The sequence below is a fragment of the Curtobacterium sp. TC1 genome, assembly GCF_019844075.1.
Lineage (GTDB): Bacteria > Actinomycetota > Actinomycetes > Actinomycetales > Microbacteriaceae > Curtobacterium.
The window spans coordinates 742,546-766,635 of record NZ_CP081964.1 but is presented as its reverse complement, the minus strand read 5'-3'; the positions used below and the strand labels follow the sequence as shown (position 1 = coordinate 766,635).

The following is a 24,090-nucleotide window of genomic DNA, read 5'->3' as shown; positions in this document are numbered from 1 at the left end:
TTTCAGATGTGCAATAGTGACCGGATGGATCCAGTTCAGTCTGGGTCGACGGCCGCCGCGGTCGGGTCGTCCGGCTGGAGCACACGCCGGACCCGTTCGACGATCGTTGCGGGCGGGTTGTTGTAGGTGTTCGCCGGCTCCTGCCCGCTGAGCTCCTGGATCGCCGCCATCACCGCATCGGTCGCGTGCCGGCGTGCGCGTCCGGACGACGCCTCACCGAAGGACGACAGGTCGATCGGCTTGCCGAACTCGATCGTCACCTTCGCGAGCTTCGGCAGCTTCGAGCCGACGGGCTGCACGTCCTGCGTACCCGTGAGCGCCACGGGCACCACGGGGGCGCCGCTCGTCAGGGCCAGCCAGGCCACGCCTGTGCGGCCCTTGTAGATCCGTCCGTCCAGGGACCGGGTGCCCTCGGGGTAGATCGCGAAGGCCTCGCCCTCGTGCAACCGCGCGAGCCCCAGGTCGAGCGCCTGCTGCGCCGCGGCCCCCGCACCACGTTCGACGCCGATCGCACCGATGCCGCCGAAGAACGCCCGGGACACCGCCCCGCGGAACCCCGTCCCGGTGAAGTACTCCTGCTTCGCGAGGAAGGCGACCTTGCGCGGGGCCATCAGCGTGATCGCCGGGGAGTCGATGAAGGAGCGGTGGTTGCTCGCGAGGATGACCGGTCCGCGCTTCGGCACGTTGCGGCGTCCGATGATCTTCGGTCGCCAGAGCATCCGCGCGAGCGGGGTCACCACTGCGCGGCTCAGCACGGTGGCGAACTTGGTCGAACCGGGCACCGGGCCTCCTCGTCGTGACGGCGGACTCCCGAGTGTAATCACGCCGGGCGGCGCTCCATGCCCGCTGCGGCATGCATGCTCGGTGATGGCGTCAGTCGGCCTCGGACGCCACGACGTCGAGCACCGCACGGCCGTACCGCTCGAGCTTCGCGGCACCGACCCCGGAGATCTCGGCGAGCTGGTCGACGTCTGCCGGGCGCACCGCCGCGATGCCCCGGAGCGTCGCGTCGTTGAACACGACGTACGCCGGAACGCCCTGCTCGCGCGCCTGCGCGGCACGCCAGACCCGGAGGGCCTCGAACAGTCCGACCGCCTGCTGGGGCATGTCGGTGACGACGGTCCGGCGGGATGACCGGCTCGCCCGCGGTGCCTTCACCGGGTCACGACGCATCCGGACCTGGACCTTGCCGGTCAGGACCTCGGCGCTCGTCGGACTGAGGACGACCGTGCCGAAGCCGTCGCCCGACACCGCGGCGTAGCCCTGCGCGAGCAGCTGTCGGGCCACCGCCCGCCACTCGCCGTCGGACAGGTCGGAGCCGATACCGAAGGTCGCCAGGGACTCGTGCTGCAGCTCCTGGACGCGGGGCGACTGCTTGCCGACCAGGATGTCGACGAGGTGGGCGACACCGTACCGCTGGCCGCGCTCACGCTCGAGCCGGACGACCGTGGACAGCAGCTTCTGCGCGGGTACGGTGCCGTCCCACGACTCGGGTGGGGCGATGCACGTGTCGCAGTTGCCACAGGCCGTGGACTCCTGCCCGAAGTACGCGAGCAGTCGCACTCGCCGGCACTCGATCGTCTCGCACAGGCTGAGCATGGCGTCGAGGTGGGCGCTGAGCTGCCGACGGTGTGCGGCGTCGCCCTCGGACTGGTCGATCATCCGTCGTTGCTGCACGACGTCGTTCAGGCCGTACGCCAGCCACGCGGTCGAAGGCAGGCCGTCGCGCCCGGCGCGACCGGTCTCCTGGTAGTACCCCTCGACCGACTTCGGCAGGTCGAGGTGCGCCACGAACCGCACGTCGGGCTTGTCGATGCCCATGCCGAACGCGATCGTCGCGACCATGACGATGCCGTCCTCGCGCAGGAAGGTCGACTGGTTGCGCGCCCGCACCCGGGCGTCGAGGCCCGCGTGGTAGGGCAGCGCCTGGATGCCCTGTTCGGCCAGGGCGGTGGCGGTCCGCTCGACCGACTTGCGCGACAGGCAGTAGACGATGCCCGAGTCGCCGCTGTGCTCGGTGCGGATGAAGGTGAGGAGCTGCTGCAGCGCACCGGTCTTCGGTTCGATGCGGTACTGGATGTTCGGGCGGTCGAAGTCGGCGACGAAGTGCGCGGCGTCGTCGAGGCCGAGCCGCGCCGAGATCTCCTTGTGGGTCTGCGGGGTCGCCGTGGCGGTGAGGGCGATCCGGGGCACGGTCGGCCAGCGCTCGTGCAGGATGCTCAGCTCGAGGTAGTCCGGCCGGAAGTCGTGGCCCCACTGCGCGACGCAGTGCGCCTCGTCGATGGCGAACAGCGAGACCCGCGCCCGGTCGAGGAGCGCACGGGTGGACTCGAGCCGGAGCCGCTCGGGTGCGAGGTAGAGCATGTCGACCTCGCCCTGGACGACCGCGCGCTCGACCCGGGACCGTTCGTCGGGCCCCTGCGTCGAGTTGAGGAAGGCGGCGCGGACCCCGTTCGCCGCGAGGGCGTCGACCTGGTCCTGCATGAGGGCGATGAGCGGCGACACCACGACCCCGACGCCGTCGCGCACCAGCGCGGGCACCTGGTAGCAGAGCGACTTGCCGCCACCGGTGGGCATGAGCACGAGGGCGTCGCCGCCGGCGACCACCTGGTCGATGATCGCCGCCTGCTCGCCGCGGAAGTCGTCGTAGCCCCACACGCGGTGCAGGACGTCGAGCGCTGCGGCTCGCGAAGCAGACACGGCGGCGGGCGCGGGCGTGGTGCTCATGCCACGAGCCTACGGGCGACCGGCGACACCCACGGCACTGTCCACAGTGGCACGGCCCACAGCGGTTGCGTCGACGTCGTCGGCACGAGCCGGCGCGACGGCCCAACCCGTGCCCGCCGGGCCGAGCCAGCGCTTGCCGCCCGCCCAGACCGGCGGCGTCCCGCGGAACCGCGGTGCCTCGTGTCCGGCGAAGGTGCGATCGAGCTTCCGCCACCACGCCAGGAGTTCGACCATGCCCCAGAACGCGAGCGACGTGCCGAGGGTGACGAGCCAGCCGCCGAGCGTGCCGTTCGCGTCCGAGGAGGCCAGGTCGATCCTCGACCACCCGGGCGCCTGCAGCACGAAGATCATGATGTTGTTGAAGGCGTGCTGCAGGACGGTGGCCTCGAGCCCCCCGGTCCGGAGCACGATGATCGCCGCGATCAGGCCGAACGACCCGACGTCGAGGATGCCCCAGACGTTGTAGCCGTTCGGGATGTGCAGCACCGCGAAGACGACGGTCGACACCGCGACGGCGATGACCGTGCCGGTGCGCCGCGGGATCCACGAGGCGATCGTCTGCATGAGGAAGCCACGGAAGACGAACTCCTCGGCCGCGCCCTGGAACGGCACGAGCAGCACGACCAGGACGATCGTGAGCGTGAGGGTGCCGAGCGACACCGTCGACTGCCCGATCGCGGCGTGGTTCCACGCGAAGCCGCCGTCGGTCGTGATCATCCCGCCGTCCCAGAACAGGCCGGTCTGCACCACGAACATGACCGCCGCGATGACCAGCGTCGGCAGCAGACACCACGCCGTCCAGGCCCACCGGACCCGGAACCGCGTCGAGGTGAGGATGCTGCCGGGCCCGAGGCGCGCGACCTTGACGGCCAGCAGGACGCCGGGCAGCAGGATGACCAACGACACCAGGGTCAGCGACAGGACCAGCGGATCCGTCGGGTCGAGCGCGCCGCGCTGCAGGTCCTCGAGCAGGTCGTACAGACCGGACTCGCCCCCAACCGCAGCGACCGGGATGAAGTAGGCGACGGTGATGAGCACCTGCGACGCGACGTACCAGCCCGCCAGGAACGCGAGGGCGACCAGCGGGCGCCACCACCTCCATCGTGCGTCGACACGGGGCAGGCGGTGGTAGGGAACGCTCACGCCACGCAGGCTACCGGGCCGGGCAGGATGGGACCCGTGCTCACCGTGCTGTTCGGCCTGTCCGGAGCCGTCGTCTACGGCTTCGCCGACTTCCTCGGCGGGCTCGCGTCGCGGCGCATCCGCCCGGTGACGGTCACCGCCGTCGCCGCGGCGATCGGGATCGCACCGCTCCTGCTCGGCCTGGCCGTGCTCGGTGGCTCGGCGTCGTGGGCGGGCACCCTCTGGGGTGCCGTCGCCGGACTGTCCGGCGGCGTCGGGGTCCTGTTGCTCTACGCCGCGTTGGCGATCGGCCCGATGAGCGTGCTGTCACCTCTGACCGCCGTGTTCGCCGCCGTCGTCCCGGTCGTGGTGGCCGTCGCCCGCGGGACCGTCCTGTCACCACTGGCCGTCGCCGCGGTGGTCGTGGCCGTCGTCGCGGTGGTGCTCGTCGCCGCGGTGCGGGACACCTCGGGTGCACGCCTCACCGTGCGCGGGGTCGTCGCCGCCGCGGTGGCCGGGTGCGGGTTCGGCGGCATCGTGCTCGCCTACGACATGACACCGCCCGGCGCGGGCATCCACCCGCTCGTGGTCGCGCGGGTGCTGCAGACGGTGCTGCTGGGCGCAGCGGCGCTCGTGGTGACGGTGCGTGCCGGGCGCGGGGCGCGGTCTGGAGGCGCGGCAGACCCCGCAGCGTCGGCCGACGTCGCGGGGTCTGCCGTGCCTCCAGGGCGCTGGTGGCCGCCGCGACTGCTGCTGACGGTCGCGGCCTGCGGCGTCTTCGACGCCCTGGCGAACGTGTGCATCCAGGCGGGGCTGCACGCGAGCGACGACCCGGGCGCCCTGCCCGTCGTGAGCGTGCTCAACGCGCTCTACCCGATCGGCACGGTCGTGCTGGCCGGGGTCGTGCTGCACGAGCGGCTGACCGCGCCGCAGTGGGTCGGCATCGCGCTCGCGTTCACCGCGTCGGTGGGCCTGGCCCTGGCGTGACCGGAACGCTCAGACGTCGGGGATGAGTCGCTTGCCGAGCGACACGGTGCGGTCGTCGGAGTACCCGAGGGATTCGTAGAAGCCGAGCACCCGCTCGTTGCCCGCACGGATCTGCAGGTTCACCTTCGGGCAGCCGAGGTCGGTGAGGAGCCGCTCGAACTCGGCCATCAGCGTCCGGCCGAGACCGGACCCCTGCAGGTCCGGCTGCACGGCGAGGTAGTTCACCCAGCCGCGGTGCCCGTCGAAACCGGCCATCCCCGCGGCGACGACCCCGCCGGTCTCGCCCTCGGCGACCAGGAAGAGCTCGGGCTGGACCGTGGCCTTGCGCGCGATGTCGCGGCGCGGGTCGTTCCACGGGCGGACGAGACCGCACGATTCCCAGAGGGCGACGACCGCTTCGGTGTCGTCGGCGCGGAACGGGCGGATCCGGTACTCCATCCCCCCACGTTACTTCGGTGTGGAGAACGTCCTCACCGGACCGTCGTCGTGATCTGATAGACCTGTCCGACCGACCAGCCGATCAGGAGCCCCGTGACCGCACACGACACCATCCCGTCGCGCCGCAGTGCGCGGGACGACGACGGCGGCAGACGGTCCGGGCGCCGCTCCCCCCGGCGACGGCAGACGGTCGGCGGAGCGATCGTCTCGCTCATCGCCGAACTGCTCATCATCGCGGGTGCCGGCACCGGCCTGTACGTGGTCTGGACCGCCTGGTGGACGGACGTCGTGGCGGTCAACGAGCAGTCGAAGCTCGTCGAGGGGCTCGACCAGCTGAAGACCCCGGACAAGGCCGGCACCGAGCACCGTGGGACCGCACCCGTGCTGGCGGAGCCGCCGGATCTCTCCGACGTGTTCGGCACGATGCAGATCCCCCGCTTCGGCAAGGACTACAACCGGCCGATCGGCGAGGGGACCGACCGTGAGAAGGTCCTCAACACCATCGGGCTCGGGCACTACCAGGACACCGCGATGCCCGGAGCCCCCGGCAACTTCGCCGTCGCCGGGCACCGCGTGACCTACGGCAAGCCGCTCAACCAGATCGCCGAACTCAAGAAGGACGACTCCGTCGTCGTGCGGGTCACCGACGCGAAGACGAAGTTCGACGTCTGGTACGTCTACAAGGTCACCGACAGCCAGATCGTCACACCGGACCACATCGAGACGATCGCGCCGGTGCCGAACAAGCCCGGGGTCGACCCCTCGCCGTCGGACCGCTGGCTGACCCTCACCGCGTGCCACCCGATGTGGTCGGCGGCCGAACGGTTCGTCACGCACGCGAAGCTCGACTACTGGATGCCCGCGTCCGAGGGCACCCCGAAGGAACTCTCGGAGACCGCCAAGTGATCTTCCCCCTGGTGTGGCGGCTGCTGCCCGGACCCACCGTCCTGAAGGTGCTCGAGCTGCTCGTGCTGCTCGCGGCGATCGTGTTCGTGCTGTTCCAGTGGGTGTTCCCGTGGATCGCCGCGGACATCCTGCCGCCACCCGACGGCACCGTGGAGTCGACGCCGACCCCGTAGCGGTCAGCCACGGCGGTGACGGCTGGCGGCGTCAGACGGTCGTCGTCACGTGCGAGCCGCCGGCAGCGGTGCGCCGCACGGCGATCCGCTCCGGGATCCGCTGCTTGAGTTCCTCGACGTGGCTGACGATGCCGACCTGGCGTCCGCCCGCGGTCAACCGGGACAACTGCCCGATGACGTCGTCGAGGGTCTCCGGGTCGAGCGTGCCGAACCCCTCGTCGACGAAGAGCGTGCCGAGTGAGACCCCGCCGGCCTCGGCCTGCACGACGTCGGCCAGGCCGAGCGCCAGGCACAGCGAGACCGTGAACGTCTCACCGCCGGACAGGCTGCGGGGGTCCCGCACGGTGTCGGTGGTGTGGTCGTGCACGGCGAGTGCCAGTCCGGTCCGGCGTGCCCGTGATCCCGACTCGCGTTCGTCCGAGGTCTCGAGCGTGAACCGGCCCGCGAGCATCCCCCGGAGTCGGTCGTTGGCCGCGGCGACGACGTCCTCGAACCGACGCATGAGCACGTAGGTGCCCAGGGTGATGCCGGTCGGGTTCGCCGCGGTGACGCCGTTCGCGATGTCGGCGAGCCGCACCACGGCGCGGCTGCGCGCCGACGTCTCGTCACGGGCGCGGATCGCACGGGTCACCTCGGTCGCGCACCGGTCGACCGCGTCGGCCCGGTCGGCGGCGGAGGCAGCCGCCCCGGTGGCCTGCTCGAGTTCGGCGGCAGTCCGTTCACGAGCGACGCGGGCGCCGTCGAGGTCGAGCCGTTCCGCAGAGTCGTCCGCCGCGGCCACCACGGACGGCTCGGCGAGACCGGCCACCACGACGGCACGCTCGGCCTCGGCCGCGCTGATCCGCGCCCGCAACCGTGCGGTGTCGCCGGGGTCGAGCCGTCCGGCCCGCGCTGCGGCGACGTCGGCGAAGCCCTGGTCGTCGAGGACCCGGGCGACCTCGGCACGACGGTCGTCGCGGGCACGGGTCGCAGTGGCCACCCGTTCATCGGCCTGCACGACCGCGCGGTACGCCTCGAGTCGCTCGTCGAGCAGCTCGACGGCCGCCCGGAGCGTCGTGGGGCGGTCGTCGAGGAGCGCGCCGAGCCGTTCGCGTGCCGCGGCCACGGTGCCGAGGTCGGTGTCGAGTCGCTCGGCGTCGGCCTGCGCGGTCGAGGTCAGGACGGTGCGACGCGCGTCGAGGTCGTTCCGCTCCCGCTGGAGCCGACCGGTCTCGGTGTCGTGCTCCGCCCGCTGCCGCTCGTGCTGCAGGACGAGGGCGGCGGCGGCGTGCGCGGCCCGGACCCGGGCGTCGGCGGCCTCGGTCAGCGCGTCGAGCGCTGCGGTGTCGACCGTGCCGACGACGTCGACCAGCCGCTGGTGCTCGGCGCGTTCGACCGCCAGGTCCGACGCGGCCTCGGCGAGGCGCTGGTCCGCACGCCGGGTGGCGTCGCCCGCGGCGTCGACGGCTTCGGTGGTCGGGTGGTCGTCCTGCGGGGTGGCCACCGACGGGTGTTCCGTCGACCCGCAGACCGGACAGGGGTCCCCGGTGGTGAGCGCTGCGCCGAGTTCTCCGGCGAGGCCGGCGATCCGGCGTTCACGGAGCGCACGCTCGGCGGCGAGGGCCTCGGTCGCCGATCGTCGTGCCGCGGTGACGGTCCGCTCGGCCGCGGTGACGCGCTGCGCCGCGTGGTCGCGCGCCACCAGCTCGGACCGGAGGGATCGGACGCGGGTGACCTCGTGCGCTGCCGCGTCCGCGTCGGCCGCGGTCCGGGCCGCGGTGCGTGCGGCCTCGACGATGCGGGCCCGTTCGGCCGGTCGGGCGTCGAGCGCGGCGTCGAGCGCGACCAGCTGCCCGGCGAGCTGCTCGGCGGTCGCGACGGCCTCGGCGATGGCGGACCGTCGAGCAGCGGCGCCGTCCTCGACCGCGACGAGGTGGCGCGCAGCGGACAGGTCGTCGGCCAGGGCATCGCGCCGGCCCACGACGACGTCGGGGGCCTCGGCGACCCCGTGGCGATCGCGCACCGCCCGGGCCGCCGCGGTGGTCTCCTCCGCCCGCAGGACCGCGGCGTCGAGTCCGTCGGCCACGGCGGCGACCCGTGCGGCGCGTTCGCCGAGGGCCACGGTCGCCCGGGCGTCGTCGACGGCCGGGGCGTCGTCGTCGAGCGCGGTCTGCCGCGCGAGCAGCCCCGCACGTCGTTCGAGGGCGGTCGCACGCGCCGTGACCACCTGTTCGTGCTCGGCCGCCGCCGTCGCCGCCGAGGCCGCCGCAGCACGGACGGCCACAGCGGCGTCGGCCGCCGCGCGGATCGACGCGACGGTCGACGGCACGCTGACCTCGTCGGCGCCGTCGAGGCCAGCGGCCTGGGCGAAGCGGTTCAGGGCGTCGCGGACACGGTCGTCGGCGCCGTCGACCTCGGCCTGCACGGCGCGGCGCCGCGCGGCGAGTTCGTCGGCGGTGCGGTCGTAGACCTGCGTGCCGAACAGGGACTGCAGGAGCTTGCGGCGGTCTTCACCAGGGGAACGCAGGAACCGTGCGAACTCGCCCTGGGGCAGCACCACGGTCTGCAGGAACTGCGCGCGGTCCAGCCCGATGATGCGGCCGATCTCGACGCCGACCTCGGGGATGCGCGACGACATGGGTTCACCGGCGACGTCGGACGGGCTCGCCAGGCGGAAGAGCTGCACGGACGCCTGCTGCTTGACGGTGCCGGTCCCCCGCTGCTTCGGTCGGTCGTACTGCGGGGTGCGGCGGACCCGGTAGGTCCCGGCGCCGGTCTCGAAGACGAGCTCGACGAAGGGCTCCACGGCGGGGTCGGCGTGCTGGCTGTGCAGGCGGTCGGAGCTGGCGTCGGACCCGGCGAGCCCGCCGTACAGGGCGAACACGACGGCGTCGATGATCGTCGACTTGCCGGAACCGGTCGGCCCTTCGAGCAGGAACACCCCGGAGGCCGCGAGCGCTGCGAAGTCGATGGACACCAGGTCGGGGTAGGGCCCGATGGCACGGAGTTCGAGTCGGTGCAGGTACATCAGCGGTCCCCCTCGCGCTGCAGCGCCAGCACCGCGGCCTCGTACGCCTCGGTCAGGACGGCGTGCTCGTCGTCGTCGGGCGCGGCACCGGTGGCGAAGGCCACGAAGTCGGCTGCGACCTCGACCGGGTCGGACGTCGCCGTGACCGCGCGGGCGGCTGTCGCCGGGCCACGGTCGGCGGGCTCGTGCGTGATCGCCAACGCGTGCGGGAAGTGGTCCTTGACCCGGGCGTACATGCGCTCGGGGTGCACCGTGTCGGTCACGGCCACCCGGACCCACGCATCGGCGTCGGCGCGGAAGACGCCGGACTCGACGTCGTCGATGCTGCCGCGGACGTCGACCAGGCGTCGCGGCACCGGGGCCGGCACGAGCTCGGTGCTGACGGCGCCGCCGGCGTCGAGTTCGACGAGGGTCACCGACTTCTGCTGGTGCCGCTCGCCGAACGAGAACGCCAGCGGTGAGCCGGCGTACCGGATCCGGCCGCCGTCGCCGACGCGCTGCGGACCGTGCAGGTGCCCGAGGGCGACGTAGTCGAACCCGTCGAAGACCGATTCGGCCACCCGGTCGACACCGCCGACGCGGATGTCCTGCTCGCTGTCGCTCGGGTCGGCCCCGCCGACGAAGGCGTGCGCGACGACGACGCTGCGGGTGCTCCCCCGCAGTGAGAGGTCGGAACGGATGCGTTCGGTGGCGGCGCGCACGACCGCGTGGTGCGACCGTGCGAGGGGTTCGTCCGGCACGTCGGCCAGTGCGTACCGGGTCAGGTCCGGGTGCAGGTAGGGGATGCCGTAGACCGCCACCGGGCCGTCGGCGTCGTCGACGAGCACCGGGTCGGCGATCCGGGCGGGTTCGGCGAGGATGCGCACCCGGCGGTCCATCACACCGGCGCCGAACCCCAGGCGTGCGGCGGAGTCGTGGTTGCCCGGCGTGAGCACCACGGTCGCCGTCTGCGCCAGGCGTTCGAGCACCCGGGACAGCATGCGGACGGCGTCGATCGGCGGGATCGCCCGGTCGTACACGTCTCCGGCGATCACGACGAGGTCGACGGAGCGGTCCTGCACGAGGTCGACGAGCCAGTCGAGGAACGCCGCCTGGTGCTCGAGGAGGTCGGCACCGAGCAGCGTGCGGCCGAGGTGCCAGTCGCCGGTGTGCAGGATGCGCATGCGGACACGGTAACGCCGGCCGGGGACATCGCCGGACGGCCGCGCGCCGCCTGGGGAGAACCGCCGCCTGGGGAGGACTCAGGGCACGCAGCTCGCCGAGGCCAGACCGAGGACCGACACGACCTTGACCTTGACGGTCGGCGTGCTGGTGGCGGTCCACCCGTTGCCGAGGTTCGTGCGGAGGTTCAGCGTGTACGTCGTGCCGAGGTCGAGCAGGCCGGCACCGCCGTAGACGAGCGAACGTTGCCCGGCGGTCGTGGCGGTGGCGAGCTGGGCCGTCCCGTTCACCAGGTCGAAGGAGTACGGCACCGTCGGGTCCGTGTACGTCCAGGCGATCGTCACGGTGTTCGACGACGCCGCGGTGCAGGTCAGCGTGGGCACACCGGTCGCCGTGCCCGCCGTGAAGGTCGAACCCGGGTTCACCGTCGTCCGCGACCACGGCACGGCCACCGCCTGCGCCGGTACGAGCACCCCGACGCTGCCCGCGATGACGAGGACCGCCGCGGCGCCGCCGAAGCGGCGCAGCCGCTGGACGCGACGCTCGTGCACCCGCAGCGAGCGACGGGTGACGACGGTCGCCGTGCCGGACGCCAGGCGCGTGGCGGCGTCGTCCCGCGCCTCCCGGCCGGCACCGGCACCGTCCGACGGGCCGACGCTCGACCCGTGGGCGTCGTCGCCCCCGTCCGAGCCGCCGCCGTCGTCGTCGCGCTCGTCGTCGACCGCCGTGAGGCGGCGGAACGACCCGTCGACCGTGCAGAGCGCGAGCAGCGCCGTCAGGCCGAGCGCGAGCACGACGACCTTCGTCCACTCCCCCTGTCGGAGCCACAGGACCGGCGCCCCGACGAACGGGATGCGCAGGAACGCGACCCCGTGCACGGCCGAGCGCTCGAGCGGCGTCGAGTCCGGCTGCGGGTTCGCGTCGCCCTTCGTGACGAGGGTGCCGCCCGGGCCGTCCTCGACGTACCGGTGCATGCGCAGGTGACCGGACTGGTCGGGGTCGTCGGCGAGCAGGATCTTGCCGGCCTGGACCTCGCCGGACGCGACCGGCCGTGACACGACGACGTCACCGGGGGTGAGGCGCGGCTCCATGGACCCGGTCATCACCGTGGTGGGCTGCCAACCGATCACGGCGGGCGCGGCCGCCCAGAGGGCCAGGCCGAGGAGGGTGGCGACCACACCGCGTGCGACCGTGCCGACGACGACGCGCCCCCAGTCGACGACGTCACGGAGCACGGCGTGCGGTGCGGGACCACCGTGCACTGCGATGCTGCTCATGACTGCCTTCGACCGGGGGCGCGTTCTCGGGGGTGGCGGCCGGGGCTGGCTCGGGCGCAGCCCCGGTCACCGGGTGGGGAGTGCTCCCCGGGTCAGCTGTTCTGGGCTTCCCAGGTGAAGCCGAGCGCCGCGGTGCCGCCCTGGGCCGTGTTCGGGGCGGTGTCCGAGACCTTGTAGGAGAAGCGGTAGACGCGCGATTCGGACGCGGTGCCGGTCGGGGCCCACGAGCCGACGCCGGTGGCGAAGTTGGTCGCCGCTGACCCGAAGGACGCCAGCGTGGTGTTCGCAGCCGTGATCGTGCCGCCGGTGGCGAGCGGCGTGAAGCCCGTGCAGGAGCCGAAGCCGCCGCCGGTGCCCTGCTCGACGGTCAGGCTGATGTTCGCGGCGAGGTCCTTCGTCGTGCTGGCGGCGGTGCCGTACAGCTTGACGGTCGAGGGCAGCGAGCCCGTCGAGGTGACCGTGATGCAGTTCGCACCGGTCGAACCGGGCTTCAGGGCGGTCGCGGTGAAGAGCGCGGTGTTGTTGTCGTCGTCGGAGAGGGCGACGCTGCCGGCGGTCCAGTTGCTCGTCGGGTTGACGGTGGTCGCCGAGAACGCCGAGTAGGACGCGGTCGAGACGACGACACCCGAGGCGACGAGGGCGGCGGGGATGGCGATCCAGGCCGCGAGACGGGCGGCGCGAGGGGTGACACGAGACATTGCGAGAGCTCCTGATCCGGAAACGGTGGCGCCGTGGTCGCGGTGGTTGGTCGCGTCGGAGCCGGGGTGGTTGCTACGACGATCAAGCTACTTTTCCGCCGAGCAACTCACAAGGGAAGGCACTACCCCCGTGCTGGGGGTGTCTTGACGAGTGAGATACTTGTTGACTGAGTCATCCACCTCCTGCCGAGAAGAGCTGCCCATGACGGACACCACCCAGCCCGTCCTGCCCGACGCCCTGCCGCCCGCGCCCGTGTCCCCGACCGTCTCGCTGCCCGACATCGTGGACGCGGACACCGACCTGGCGCAGCTCCTCACCGCCTTCCGCATGCTCCAGACGCAGCACGCCCGTGTCCTGCACCACGAGAGCGTCGTGCGCGGGCTGAACGCCACGGACACCCGGTTCGTGTTCTTCCTCGCAGCGGCCGACGGCGACGGGGTCACCCCGAAGCAGGCCGGCGAGTACCTCGAGCTCACCACCGGTGCCATGACCTCGCTCGTCGACCGCCTCGAGCAGCGCGGGCACCTCGAACGCCGCCCGAACCCGCAGGACCGTCGCAGTGTGCTGCTGCACCTCACCGCCTCGGGCGCCGAGGTCGCCCGACAGATCGGCGCCGTCTACTCGGACGCCTTCCGCGAGGTCGTCGCCCCCGCCGACCGGGTCCGGCTCGCCGCAGCGTTCACCGGGCTCGGCGACGCCCTGGACCGCCACTCACGTGCGGAGACCGCGGCCCGTTCCGCCGGACGATCTGCGTGACCCCGTGTGTCGTGGCGCGCGCGTAGCGTGGTGCGCATGACACCGTCCGAAGTCCTGATCGAAGCGTTCTCCCGCGTGCCCGAGACCGTCGAACGCGCCGTCGACGGCCTGTCCGAGGACCAGCTCGCAGCGCGTCCCGCCGCCGGGGCGAACACCCTGGCGTGGCTCGCGTGGCACACCGCCCGCGGGCAGGACGTCCAGATCGCCGACCTGGCGGGCACCGCGCAGGTGTGGACCGCGGACGGCTGGTACGAGCGGTTCGGCCTGCCGTTCCCGGCCGAGGCCCTGGGCTACGGCATGTCCCGCGACGACGTCGGTCGCGTGCGCGCCTCTGCTGCGCTGCTCACCGGGTACCTGCGCGCGGTCCACGACCGCACCGTCGCGTACCTCGGCACGCTCGGTCCGGACGACCTCGACCCCGTGGTCGACGACGCGTGGGACCCGCCCGTCACCGCCGGCGCCCGGCTCGTGAGCATCCTCGACGACTGCACGCAGCACGCCGGTCAGGCCGGCTTCGTGCGCGGGTTGCTGTTCTTCAACCGCTGAGCGCGGTCACGCGGGCGCTTCGTGAGCAGAAATGGTCGGGTCCGACTTCGGGACCCGACCATGCTGCTCACCATGTGACGGACGGGAGGCCCGTGGCACGCATGCCACGGGCCTCCCGTCCGTCCTGGGGTCGCGTCTACCGCGCGGCGAGCTCGCTGACGATGCCGTCACCGGGTGCGGCCTGCACGAGGTCCGCCTCGATCTCGGCACGCTCGAGGATGCCCTCGATCTTGCGGATGCGGCCACGCGGGACGATCGTCACGACGGTGCCCTCCTTGCCCGCACGACCCGTGCGGCCGGAGCGGTGCATGTACGCCTTGTAGTCGTCCGGGGCGTCCGCCTGCACGACGAGCGACACGTCGTCGACGTGGATGCCACGGGCGGCGACGTCGGTGGCGACGAGGACGTTCACCCGGCCACTCGTCAGGAGCTGCAGGTTGCGGGTGCGGCGCGACTGGTTCAGGTCGCCGTGGAGCGACGTGGCACGGATGCCGGCGTCCTCGAACTGGTCGGCGAGACGCTCGGCGTAGGCGCGGGTCCGAGCGAAGACGATCGTCTTGCCGTCGCCGGCGACGAGCTCCTCGAGGACACGGTCCTTCTCGCGCTGCTCGACCACGAGGACGCGGTGGTCGATGGTCGAGGACGCCTGGTCCTCACCCGCGACCTCGTGCACGCTCGGCTCGTGCAGGAACTGCTCGACGAGCGCCGCGACCTGGGTGTCGAGCGTCGCGCTGAACAGCAGCTTCTGCGCACGGTTGCCCTGCGGGGTGACCTCGGCCGTGGCGGAGAGGATCTCCTGCACCGGCTCGAGGAACCCGAGGTCGCACATGTGGTCGGCCTCGTCGAGCACGGAGATGACGACCTCGCTGAGGTCGAGCTTCCCCTTGTTCATGAGGTCCTGCACACGACCGGGGGTGCCGACGATGATGTCGACGCCGCGCTCGAGCGCGCCCTCCTGACGGCCGTACGGGACACCGCCGTAGATCTGCGTGGTGAAAAGCCCGACCGAGCGGGCGATCGGCTGCACCGTGCGGTCGATCTGCAGGGCGAGCTCGCGGGTCGGCGCGAGGATGAGCGCACGCGGGGCGCGGCCCATCTTGCGCTTCGTGCCGCCGCCGTGCTCCATGAGCTTCTCGACGAGCGGGGCGCCGAACGCGATGGTCTTGCCGGAGCCCGTGCGGCCACGACCGAGGACGTCCTTGCCGGCGATCACGTCGGGGATCGTCGCCGCCTGGATCGGGAACGGGCTGCTGGCGCCGAGCTCCTGCAGGGCGCGGGAGATGTTGCCGCCGATGCCGAGGTCGCCGAAGGTCACGCCCTCGACGTCGGACGCCACGGTGGACTCGGCCTGGAGCTTGGCGAGCTTGACGTCGTCGGCGGGGACGAACTTGCCGCGCTCGGGCTCGTCGAACGAGCGGCGCGGGGCACGGTCGCTGCGGTCATCGCGGTCGAACTTGCGCGGAGCGCGGTCATCGCGGTCGAACTTGCGCGGAGCGCGGTCGTCGCGGTCGAAGCCACGACGCGGGCGGTCGTCGTTGTCACGACGGGGCGCTCGGTCGTCGCGGTCGAAGCGACGGGGACGGTCGTCCTGGTCGCGACGGGGCGCACGGTCATCGCGGTTGAAGCTGCGCGGCGCACGGTCATCGCGATCGAAACGACGCGGTCGGTCGTCGTTGTCACGACGGGGCGCACGGTCATCGCGGTCGAAACGACGGGGCGCACGGTCATCGCGGTCGAAGCGACGGGGAGCGCGGTCGTCGCGGTTGAAGGTGCGGGGAGCGCGGTCATCGCGGTCGAAGCTGCGACGCGGGCGGTCATCGTTGTCTCGACGCGGCGCACGGTCGTCGCGGTCGAAGCGGCGAGGCGCGCGGTCATCGCGGTCAAAACGACGCGGGGCACGGTCGTCACGGTTGAAGCCACGACCACCACGGTCGTCGCGCTCGGGGCGGCGCTGGCCACCGCTGTCGCGGGGCTCCCAGTTCGGGCGGGCGGGGCGCTCACCCTGCGCCGAACGGCCGCGACGCTCCTCGGCGTCCCAGCGCTGCTTCTGACGCGGCGCGGTCGGCTCGGCAGCGCGGAACCCGCGGTGCTTGCTGCTGCGTGCGGCGGGGGTGCCGTTCGGGTGGCGGGGACGGTCGGAGGCGCGGTTGTCCGCGCCCTTGTTGTACGGGGCCATGTCTGCTTTCTCGGGTGCGCAACGAACCGCAGCGCCCGACAGCGACATCGGCGGGGGCTGCTTGCGGAGAGGGGGTTCATCCCGTCGCGATTCGACGTGATTCCAGCCCTCGAGCAACACACACCCAACAAGAAGTCCGTGATCACGATGTCACGGCGTCGAAGGCCGACCGAGCGAGTCTACGCGACCCCGCGCTCTGATACCAGCCCCGATGCGGACGGACGCAGGCCGGAGCAGGCGATCCGTGCCTCCTGACCGGTCTGTGGTGCGCGAACCCGCTGTGCGCCGAGCGCCTCACCGCGAACCGCGCCGGAACGCCCGTTGCAGTCCCCACCCGGTCACGCGGACCAGCGCCTCGACGACGATCGCGCTGCTCATCTTCGACGCTCCCCGCTCGCGTTCGACGAAGGTGACGGGGACCTCCGCGACGACAGCGCCGGCACGAAGAGCACGTCGGGCCACGTCGACCTGGAAGCAGTACCCGGTCGACGCGATGTCCTCGGCGACGAGCGTGCGGATCAGGTCGGCTCGGACGGCACGGTACCCACCGGTGAGGTCGCGGACCCGGACACCGAGCATGATGCGACTGTAGAGCGAACCGCCTCGGGAGAGCGCGATGCGGTACCACGGCCAGTTCACGACGGAGCCGCCGGGCACCCAGCGAGAGCCGATCACGAGGTCGGCGCCCGAAGCGCAGCGATCGAGGAGTCTGCCGAGTTCCTCGGGGCGGTGCGAGCCGTCGGCGTCCATCTCGACCAGCACGGCGTGACCGCGGCAGAGCCCCCAGGCGAACCCGGCGAGGTACGCGGCACCGAGTCCCGCCTTCTCGGTGCGGTGCAGCACGTGCACGCGATCGTCTCCTCGGGCGAGCCGATCCGCGATGGCGCCGGTGCCGTCCGGACTGCCGTCGTCGACGACCAGCACCTGCACCTCAGGACGGGCCGCGTGGACGCGGGCGATGACCGACTCGAGGTTGTCGCGCTCGTTGTAGGTGGGGATGACGACGAGGGTTCCCTCACGGTCACTGCGATGCGTCATGGATTTCCCTGTCGAGGTGATGGTCGAGCATGCACAGTAACATGATGGATACTGCATGACACTCCGGAGGCTCGCATGCGAACGGCAACTCGCCCACTTCCCGACTGGCTCGTCCTCCTCGGCCTGTACGGGATCGCCCGAGTGGTGACGACCGTCACGTTCCTAGTCGGTTTCGCGTCCACCGATCCTGTCGGGTTCGGCGACCCATCCGGTTGGAAGGGCTTCTTCGAGCGCTCCGCCGCGTGGGACGGCCAGTACTTCCTGGAGATCGCCCGCCAGGGGTACCCGAGCACCTTGCCGACCGACAGCGCGGGCACGGTGCAGCAGAACGCGTGGGCGTTCCTGCCCGTGTTCCCCGCGATCGTCGCCGCGGTGAGCCTGACCGGCGCAGACCCGGCGGTCGTCGCGGTGCTGCTCGCGACCACGTTCGGCGGGGCTGCCACGGTCGCCCTCATGGTCCTGCTCCGCCCCCACGTCGGCCGGAGCACAGCACTGTGGTCGGCCGTGTTCTTCGCGTTCGGGCCGCTCGCGTTCGTCCTGCAGATCGCCTACGCCGAATCACTCGGCCTGCTGCTCGGGTTCGCCGCGCTGATCGCGATGCAACGACGGCGGTACTGGACGATCCTGCCGATCGTCACGGTCCTCGCCTTCACCCGACCGGGCGCGCTCGCGATCCCGCTCGCCCTCGCGGTGCACGGTGTCATCCGCCTCGTGGAACGCGACCCGGTGACCGTGCGGGAGCGCGTCGCGATCGTCGTCACCGGGCTCGTCACGGCCACCGCCGGACTGGCCTGGCCTGTCGTCGCAGCCGTCGCCACCGGTGTCCCGGACGCGTACCTGCAGACGGAGCTCGCATGGTGGCGGCTCCACCTCAGCGTGGACCACTTCGCGCCGCTGACCCCGTGGTTCCTGCAGGCCGCGCGGTTCGCAGGCCCCATCGGTGTCGTCGGAGTGCTCGTCGCCGTCGTGGTCGTCGGATGGTGGTCGTCGTCGCGGTCGACCCGTCAGATCGGGTCGGTCCCGCTGCTCGGATCGGTGTCCTACCTGCTGTACCTGTTCGCGACGTTCCTGCCGCAGCAGAGCACGTTCCGGTTGCTCCTGCCGGCATCACCCCTGCTCGGGATCCCCGCGCTCCACCGCACCCCTGGTCGCCGGTGGATCGTCCTCGCGTGCTGCGTGATCGCGCAGCCCGTGGCGATCTGGGTGCTGTTCCTGACGCACAACCCCTGATCGGGCGACGTCCGGGGGTCGCGTCGCCGGCGTCAGGACTCGGCGAGCCGCTGTCGTTGCTCGGCTACGTCGAAGTCCGCCTTCGGCCACGAGAGCTGCATGTCCTCGAGCGCACGCAGCAGGAGCTGCTGCACCGCCAAGCGGGCGTACCACTTGCGGTTCGCCGGCACGACGTACCAGGGCGCCTGCGGGGTCGAGGTCCGGTCGAACACGATCTGGTAGGCGTCCTGGTAGCGGTCCCACAGCAGGCGCTCGTCGATGTCGGCCGGGTTGAACTTCCAGTGCTTGTCGGGGCGGTCCAGTCGCTCGCCGAGGCGTTCGCGCTGTTCGTCCTTCGAGATGTGCAGCATCACCTTGACGATCGTGGTGCCCTCGGCGGTGAGACGGTCCTCGAAGTCGGTGATCGCGCCGTAGCGTCGCTCGATCTCGTCCGGCGCCGCGAAGGCCCGGATGCGCTGGATGAGGACGTCCTCGTAGTGCGAGCGGTCGAACACGCCGAGCTGCCCGGCGCTCGGGAGCTGCCGCTCGATGCGCCAGAGGAAGTCGTGCTCGCGCTCCTCGGCCGTCGGGGCCTTGAAGCCCGCGTAGCGCACGCCGTTGGGGTCGACCGCACCGACGACGTGCGAGACGATGCCGCCCTTGCCAGCGGTGTCCATCGCCTGCAGCACGAGCAGCACCCGGCGCTGGTCGCCGGCGGTCGACGCCGCGTACAGCCGCTCCTGCAGGGCGGCGAGACGGGAGGCCCCCGCGGCGAGCGCTTCGAGCCCGTCGATCTTGCGGCCGGGGAAGCCCGGCGTCGCGTCCGGGTCGACCTGGTCCAGGCGGAAGCCCGGTTCGACGCGGAGCAGCGGTTCGGGATCGGCGTTCCAGGCCTTGCGACGGCTCACGGGTCCTCCTGCGGTCCGGGCGGCGGATGCCCCCTGCTCTCATCCTGGCACTGGCATGGGTCCTCCGCTGGGTTCCTCCGCTGGGGTGACGTGGGCGGCTCCGGGTGCGGCTACCGTGGAACCGATGAAGTCCGGCCGCCGCACAGTGCTCGCGCTCGTCGCCGCGGTCGTGGCGCTCGGCGCGGTCGCGTCCTGCAGCACGGACCCCGTCGGCGACGAGAACGCGACGGTCACCGCGGACAGCGTCATCTACCCGCTGTCGCTGGAGTACCACGGCATCGACGTGGTCGCCGACGTGCCGTACGGCACGGCCCCGTTGCAGCGACTCGACGTCTGCCTGCCGGCCGACAGCGCCCCGGAGACGACCGCGACCCCGACGGCGACGCCGTCCGCCACCGCGACGGCCGATCCGGCAGCAGCTGCGGCCGCCACCGGTCGGCCGGCCGTGCTGATGATCCACGGCGGCAGCTGGTCGCACGGCGACAAGGCCACGGCCGCCTACCGGTCGGTGTGCAAGTACCTGGCGTCCGAGGGCTTCGTGACGTTCAACGTGGACTACCGGCTCGCCCCCACCGATCCGTTCCCGGCCGGCCTCGACGACGTCCGCCGCGCGCTCGACTACGTGTTCCGTCCCGCGACGCTCGAGACCTACGACGTCGACTCCCAGCGGGTCGGGGTGTTCGGCGGGAGCGCGGGCGGCAACCTCGCGGCGATGCTCGCGGTGACCGACCACGAGTCCGCCGCGTACGCCGAGGGCGACCGGATCCGTGCGGTCGTCGACCTGAGCGGCCCCACGAACCTGACGTCACGCTCGACCCGGGCCGACGGCGTGTCGGCGTCCTTCCAGCGGAAGCAGTTGCTCTACCTCGGCTGCCGGACCTACGCGAAGTGTCCGGCGGCCACCCGTGCGTCGCCGGAGTACCACGTGACCTCGGACACGGCACCGTTCTTCATCGGGCACTCGACGGACGAGTTCATCCCGCTGTGGGAGTCGCAGGAGTTCGCGGCCACGCTCCGGTCGCACGACGTGCCGGTGACGTTCGTGCAGGTCGAGGGCACGGCCCACTCGATCGCCCAGCTCGACGAGGCGATGAGCCGACGCGTCGCGACGTTCCTGCGGACCCAGCTCGGCTGACGCGACCGCGACCGCCGCGTGCCCCGGGTGGGTGGCACCCGGAGTCGGGACTACTGCCGATCGGCGCCACGCCGCAGACTTCGGGGGTGACCGACACCTCGACCCGCCCTGCCCGCGCCGCTGCGACCCGTTGGGACCGTTCCGCGCTGCAGACCGCTGCGGAGTTGCTGCTCGGGCTGTCGTTCGCCGCCACCATGGCCTTCGGTGGGTACGCGGCCGCGACCGGGCAGATGGCCGTGTTCGCGCAGGGTGCCGGGGTCGTCTTCCTGGTCACGCTCACCTGCGTGCTCGTGTCGTGGTTCCGGGCCGTCGAGCGCGAGGAGCGTGCCGACCACCGGGCCGCTGCGCCCGTCGTGCCGGCCACGGTCCCGGTGCCGCTCACGACCGCCGCCATCGCGGCCGTCGACGCCGAGTACCGCCGCTAGCCCGGATCGCCGCTAGTCCGCCGCGGCCGCCGCAGCCGCACGCCGGTCGGCCCGCCGCTCCCGGGCCCGCTCGACCACGAAGTACAGCGCCGGCAGCACCACGAGCGTCAGCAGTGTCGAGGACACCAGGCCGCCGATCACGACCAGTGCCAGCGGCTGCGAGATGAACCCGGACTTGCCGGTCAGGCCGATCGCCATCGGCAGCAGCGCGAAGATCGTCGCCATCGCCGTCATCAGGATCGGACGGAGGCGTCGCGTGGCGCCCTCGATCAACGCCTCGCGCACCCGCAACCCGCGCCGTCGGTACTGGTTGACGAGGTCGATGAGCACGATCGCGTTCGTCACGACGATGCCGACGAGCATGAGCAGACCGATCAGCGACGCGACGCCGATCGGGACGCCGGACGCGATCTGCAGCAGGATCGCGCCCGTCGCCGCGAACGGCACCGACACGAGCAGCAGCAGCGGCTGGAGCAGGCTCCGGAACGTCGCGACCATGATCACGTAGACGATCAGCACGGCGACCAGCACCGCGAGCCCGAGCTGCGAGAACGCCGACGACTGGCTGGCGGCGACGCCACCGATGGAGGCGGTCGCACCCTTCGGCAGGTCGAGCTCGTCGACGGCGGTCGTGACGGACTGCACGGCGGCACCGAGGTTGGTGGCGTCGGGCGTCACGGTGATCGTGGCGGTGCGGGCCGCGTTCGTCGTGGTGACGGTGGTCGGGCCCTCCGACTCCTCGACCGTGGCGACGTCGGACAGCGGGACGGTGCCGGTGCTCGTCGGGACGTCGAGGGCACGGAGTGCGGCGATGGTCGTCGGCGGCTCGGGGTCGGCGATGTAGACGTCGAGCGTCGCGTCGTCGATCTCGATGCTGCCGGTGTCCCGCGGTGAGACGGCGGCGGCGACGAGGCCACCCACCTGGGTCTCGGTGAGGCCCAGCGACGCGGCCTTCTGCCGGTCGACCCGGACGGCGAGGAACGGTTCCGCGGCGGACAGGTTGCTCGTGGCGCCCGTCGTGTCCGGGACCGACTGCATGGTCTTCAGCACCTGGCGCGATGCCGTCTCGAGCTGCGACTGGGTCGGCGCGGTGACGTCGACCTCGATGTCGCTGCTGCCACCGAACCCGCCGCCGGAGGACGCGATGGTGACCTCGCCGACGTCCTTGATCGCCCCGATCGACTTCCGGGCGTCGGCCTGGATCGTCGGCTGGTCGGCCTCGGCGTCGGTCGTCACGGCGTACTGCACCGAGGCGCTGCCACCCCCGCCGAACGCCGCCTGGATCGACTGGCCGCTCGTGCCGATGGTGGTCTGCACGGTCTCGACGCCGTCGACGTCCTGCAGTGCCCGCTCGACCTTGCGTGCGGAATCGGACTGGACGGCGAGGCTCGAACCGGCCTTCAGGTCCTGCGTGACCGTGAACGTGTTCTGCCCCGAGTCGCCGAGGTAGTTCGTGGTGACGAACGGCAGCGTGGCGGCCGTTCCGCCGAGCACGATCACGGCGAGCAGGATGACGACGACCGGCTTCCGGACGACCCACCGGAGCACCGGCAGGTAGACGCGGCGCAGACGGTCCACCCGGCCGGCGTCGTGCAGATCCGCCGCCGAGGCGAGCACACCCTCCGAGCGGACGCCCTCGTGCTCGCGCTCGGCATCGACCGCCGACGGTGCCGCTTCCGCGTCCGTGCGCGCTTCCGCTGCCGTCGTCGCGTCGCCCGGCTTCGCCTTCGGCGGGCGCAGCCACCAGTACGCCAGCACCGGGACGATCGTGAGCGAGACGAACAGCGACGCGACGAGCGCCAGGGTGACCGTCACGGCGAACGGCCGGAACAACTCCCCCACGAGTTCGGCGACGAAGGCCACCGGCAGGAACACGGCGACGGTGGTCAGGGTCGAGGCGGTCACCGCACCGGCGACCTCGCGCACGGCGTCCCGCACGGCCTGGCCGCGGTCGACGCCCGGCTGCATGTGCCGCTTGATGTTCTCGATGACGACGATGGAGTCGTCGACCACGCGGCCGATCGCGATCGTGAGGGCCGCCAGCGTGATGATGTTGAGCGTGTACCCGGCGGCGCGCATGCCGATCGCGGCGAGCAGCACCGACGTCGGGATGGAGATCGCGGTGACGAGCGTGGAGCGCCACGACAGCAGGAACACCAGGATGACGATCACCGCGAAGGCGAGCCCGAGCAGGCCCTCCTCGGCCAGGGAGTCGATGGACTGCTGGATGTAGGGGGCCTGGTCGAAGACGACGGTGAAGCTGGGGTCGCCCTCGATCTTGTCCTCGATGCCGGGCAGGGCGTCGCGCACGGTGTTCGAGACGTCGACGGTGTTCGCCTCCTGCGTCTTCGTGATCGAGATCGTCAGCGCCTGCTGCCCGTCCACGCGGCTGATGGAGGTGCGCGGCGACTCGGTGATGGCGACCTTCGCGACGTCACCCAGCGTGGTGTCGGTCGGCGTGGCGGCGGTCGTGGACGTGTCCGTCGCAGCGTCGCCGGTGGGAGCAGCGGCGGTCGCACCCGTGCCGGTGGCACCCGCAGCCGTGCCGTCACCGGACGATGCGGTCCCGTCGCCGCCAGCGGCGCCCGACACGGACCCGTCCGAACCCGACGAACTCGACGAGCTCGACGAGCTCGTCAGCGGCAGTGCTCGGATGTCCTCGAGCGAGGCGATCCGCTCGCCCGTCTGCACCGACAGCGTCGAGCCGTCCTCGGTGATCGTGCCGCCGGGGATCAGGGTGCCGTTGTCGTCGAGCGCGTCCGAGATCGCCGTCTGGGTGAGGCCACGGGCGGCGAGCTCGTCCTGGTCGGGCGTGATGACGACGCGACGGCCCGGGTTGCCGAAGACGTCCGCCTGCCGCACGCCGTCGAGCTTCTCGAGGTCGGGGATCGCCGAGGCCTGCAGCCGGTCGACGAGCTGCTCCTGGTTGCCGGACGCCGAGACCGCGACCTGCAGCACCGGCAGGTCGTCGAAGGACCCGGTGACGATCTGCGTCTGCACCGAGTCGGGCAGCGACAGCGCGTTCACCGCGGTCTGGATCTTGTCCTCGGCGCTGGCCAGGTTCGATCCGTACTGGAACGACGCCGACACCACGCTCTGTCCGGTGGACGAGGTCGCGCTGGTGGACTCGAGGTCCGGTACGACCTGGATCGCCTGCTCGATCTTCGTCGAGACGTCGTTCGACACGACCTCGGGCGTGGCACCGGGGTAGGCGCTGACGATCGCGACCTGGGGGAACTCGACGCTCGGGATCAGCTCCTGCTTGAGGTTCGACAGCGCGATGCCGCCGAAGATCGCGACGACGACGGTGACGAGCGCGATGAGGGCCCGGTTGCGGAGGCTGAAGACCGAGAGGAGGTGCACGTCATCGATCCTCGCAGCCGCAGCCCGTGCGCGCCCG

General features: G+C 72.1%; 20 protein-coding genes. 8 read left to right on the top strand and 12 right to left on the bottom strand.

The window, feature by feature from the left end:
* Window positions 1-35 precede the first annotated feature (35 nt).
* The 3 genes from KZI27_RS04790 to KZI27_RS04780 form a co-directional block, all read right to left on the bottom strand.
* Window positions 36-782: a lysophospholipid acyltransferase family protein gene (locus tag KZI27_RS04790; protein ID WP_222659543.1), complete on the bottom strand. Its 747-nt coding sequence runs from the start codon at window positions 780-782 to the stop codon at window positions 36-38.
* 91 nt (window positions 783-873) lie between these two features.
* Window positions 874-2,727, bottom strand: coding sequence for a DNA helicase RecQ (gene recQ / locus KZI27_RS04785; protein ID WP_222659541.1), 1,854 nt, complete (start codon window positions 2,725-2,727; stop codon window positions 874-876).
* A gap of 9 nt (window positions 2,728-2,736) precedes the next feature.
* A complete protein-coding gene (locus KZI27_RS04780) occupies window positions 2,737-3,870 on the bottom strand; it encodes a CPBP family intramembrane glutamic endopeptidase (protein WP_222659539.1) in 1,134 nt (377 codons plus the stop codon).
* Between the two features lie 36 nt (window positions 3,871-3,906).
* Here KZI27_RS04780 and KZI27_RS04775 point away from each other — a divergent pair, with 36 nt between their 5' ends.
* Window positions 3,907-4,836 (top strand): EamA family transporter, encoded by a 930-nt coding sequence (locus KZI27_RS04775; RefSeq protein ID WP_222659537.1) that lies wholly within the window; start codon window positions 3,907-3,909, stop codon window positions 4,834-4,836.
* Window positions 4,837-4,845: 9 nt separating this feature from the next.
* On the opposite strand, the gene KZI27_RS04770 is transcribed toward KZI27_RS04775, so the two are convergent.
* A complete protein-coding gene (locus tag KZI27_RS04770) occupies window positions 4,846-5,274 on the bottom strand; it encodes a GNAT family acetyltransferase (protein ID WP_222659535.1) in 429 nt (142 codons plus the stop codon).
* Window positions 5,275-5,367: 93 nt separating this feature from the next.
* On the opposite strand from KZI27_RS04770, the gene KZI27_RS04765 reads away from it, so the two are divergent.
* A complete protein-coding gene (locus KZI27_RS04765; RefSeq protein WP_261784095.1) occupies window positions 5,368-6,180 on the top strand; it encodes a class E sortase in 813 nt (270 codons plus the stop codon).
* The gene (locus KZI27_RS04760; protein ID WP_185021323.1) at window positions 6,177-6,353 is read left to right on the top strand and encodes a hypothetical protein; all 177 of its coding nucleotides are present in this window, start codon (window positions 6,177-6,179) and stop codon (window positions 6,351-6,353) included. Before KZI27_RS04765 ends, KZI27_RS04760 begins: the two co-directional genes overlap by 4 nt.
* Before the next feature lie 31 nt (window positions 6,354-6,384).
* On the opposite strand, the gene KZI27_RS04755 is transcribed toward KZI27_RS04760, so the two are convergent.
* The 4 genes from KZI27_RS04755 to KZI27_RS04740 form a co-directional block, all read right to left on the bottom strand.
* Window positions 6,385-9,360 carry an AAA family ATPase gene (locus KZI27_RS04755; protein ID WP_222659534.1) on the bottom strand — a complete coding sequence of 992 codons (2,976 nt, stop codon included), beginning with the start codon at window positions 9,358-9,360 and terminating at the stop codon, window positions 6,385-6,387.
* Complete coding sequence (locus KZI27_RS04750) at window positions 9,360-10,523, bottom strand: exonuclease SbcCD subunit D (protein ID WP_222659533.1); 1,164 nt, start codon at window positions 10,521-10,523, stop codon at window positions 9,360-9,362. Before KZI27_RS04750 ends, KZI27_RS04755 begins: the two co-directional genes overlap by 1 nt.
* Window positions 10,524-10,601: 78 nt before the next feature.
* On the bottom strand, window positions 10,602-11,798 hold the full coding sequence (locus KZI27_RS04745) for a signal peptidase I (protein WP_222659532.1): 1,197 nt from the start codon (window positions 11,796-11,798) through the stop codon (window positions 10,602-10,604).
* A gap of 92 nt (window positions 11,799-11,890) precedes the next feature.
* Window positions 11,891-12,496 (bottom strand): hypothetical protein, encoded by a 606-nt coding sequence (locus KZI27_RS04740; RefSeq protein WP_222659531.1) that lies wholly within the window; start codon window positions 12,494-12,496, stop codon window positions 11,891-11,893.
* Between the two features lie 202 nt (window positions 12,497-12,698).
* Between KZI27_RS04740 and KZI27_RS04735 the strand changes: the two genes are divergently transcribed.
* Window positions 12,699-13,253, top strand: a complete 555-nt coding sequence (locus tag KZI27_RS04735) for a MarR family winged helix-turn-helix transcriptional regulator (protein WP_222659530.1) — start codon at window positions 12,699-12,701, stop codon at window positions 13,251-13,253.
* Between the two features lie 36 nt (window positions 13,254-13,289).
* Window positions 13,290-13,799 (top strand): mycothiol transferase, encoded by a 510-nt coding sequence (locus tag KZI27_RS04730; protein ID WP_222659529.1) that lies wholly within the window; start codon window positions 13,290-13,292, stop codon window positions 13,797-13,799.
* Window positions 13,800-13,935: 136 nt separating this feature from the next.
* Here KZI27_RS04730 and KZI27_RS04725 read toward each other — a convergent pair whose 3' ends face one another.
* On the bottom strand, window positions 13,936-15,975 hold the full coding sequence (locus KZI27_RS04725) for a DEAD/DEAH box helicase (RefSeq protein WP_222659528.1): 2,040 nt from the start codon (window positions 15,973-15,975) through the stop codon (window positions 13,936-13,938).
* A 294-nt stretch (window positions 15,976-16,269) separates the two neighbouring features.
* A complete protein-coding gene (locus tag KZI27_RS04720; protein WP_222659527.1) occupies window positions 16,270-17,013 on the bottom strand; it encodes a polyprenol monophosphomannose synthase in 744 nt (247 codons plus the stop codon).
* Window positions 17,014-17,088: 75 nt separating this feature from the next.
* Here KZI27_RS04720 and KZI27_RS04715 point away from each other — a divergent pair, with 75 nt between their 5' ends.
* Window positions 17,089-18,243, top strand: coding sequence for a hypothetical protein (locus tag KZI27_RS04715; protein ID WP_222659526.1), 1,155 nt, complete (start codon window positions 17,089-17,091; stop codon window positions 18,241-18,243).
* A gap of 32 nt (window positions 18,244-18,275) precedes the next feature.
* On the opposite strand, the gene KZI27_RS04710 is transcribed toward KZI27_RS04715, so the two are convergent.
* Window positions 18,276-19,130: a polyphosphate kinase 2 family protein gene (locus KZI27_RS04710; RefSeq protein ID WP_261784094.1), complete on the bottom strand. Its 855-nt coding sequence runs from the start codon at window positions 19,128-19,130 to the stop codon at window positions 18,276-18,278.
* 124 nt (window positions 19,131-19,254) lie between these two features.
* Here KZI27_RS04710 and KZI27_RS04705 point away from each other — a divergent pair, with 124 nt between their 5' ends.
* Together KZI27_RS04705 and KZI27_RS04700 are read left to right on the top strand one after the other, a co-directional pair.
* The gene (locus KZI27_RS04705) at window positions 19,255-20,265 is read left to right on the top strand and encodes an alpha/beta hydrolase (RefSeq protein ID WP_222659525.1); all 1,011 of its coding nucleotides are present in this window, start codon (window positions 19,255-19,257) and stop codon (window positions 20,263-20,265) included.
* A gap of 86 nt (window positions 20,266-20,351) precedes the next feature.
* A complete protein-coding gene (locus tag KZI27_RS04700; protein ID WP_222659524.1) occupies window positions 20,352-20,690 on the top strand; it encodes a hypothetical protein in 339 nt (112 codons plus the stop codon).
* A gap of 12 nt (window positions 20,691-20,702) precedes the next feature.
* Here KZI27_RS04700 and KZI27_RS04695 read toward each other — a convergent pair whose 3' ends face one another.
* Window positions 20,703-24,053 (bottom strand): efflux RND transporter permease subunit, encoded by a 3,351-nt coding sequence (locus KZI27_RS04695; RefSeq protein WP_261784093.1) that lies wholly within the window; start codon window positions 24,051-24,053, stop codon window positions 20,703-20,705.
* Between the last annotated feature and the right edge of the window lie 37 nt (window positions 24,054-24,090).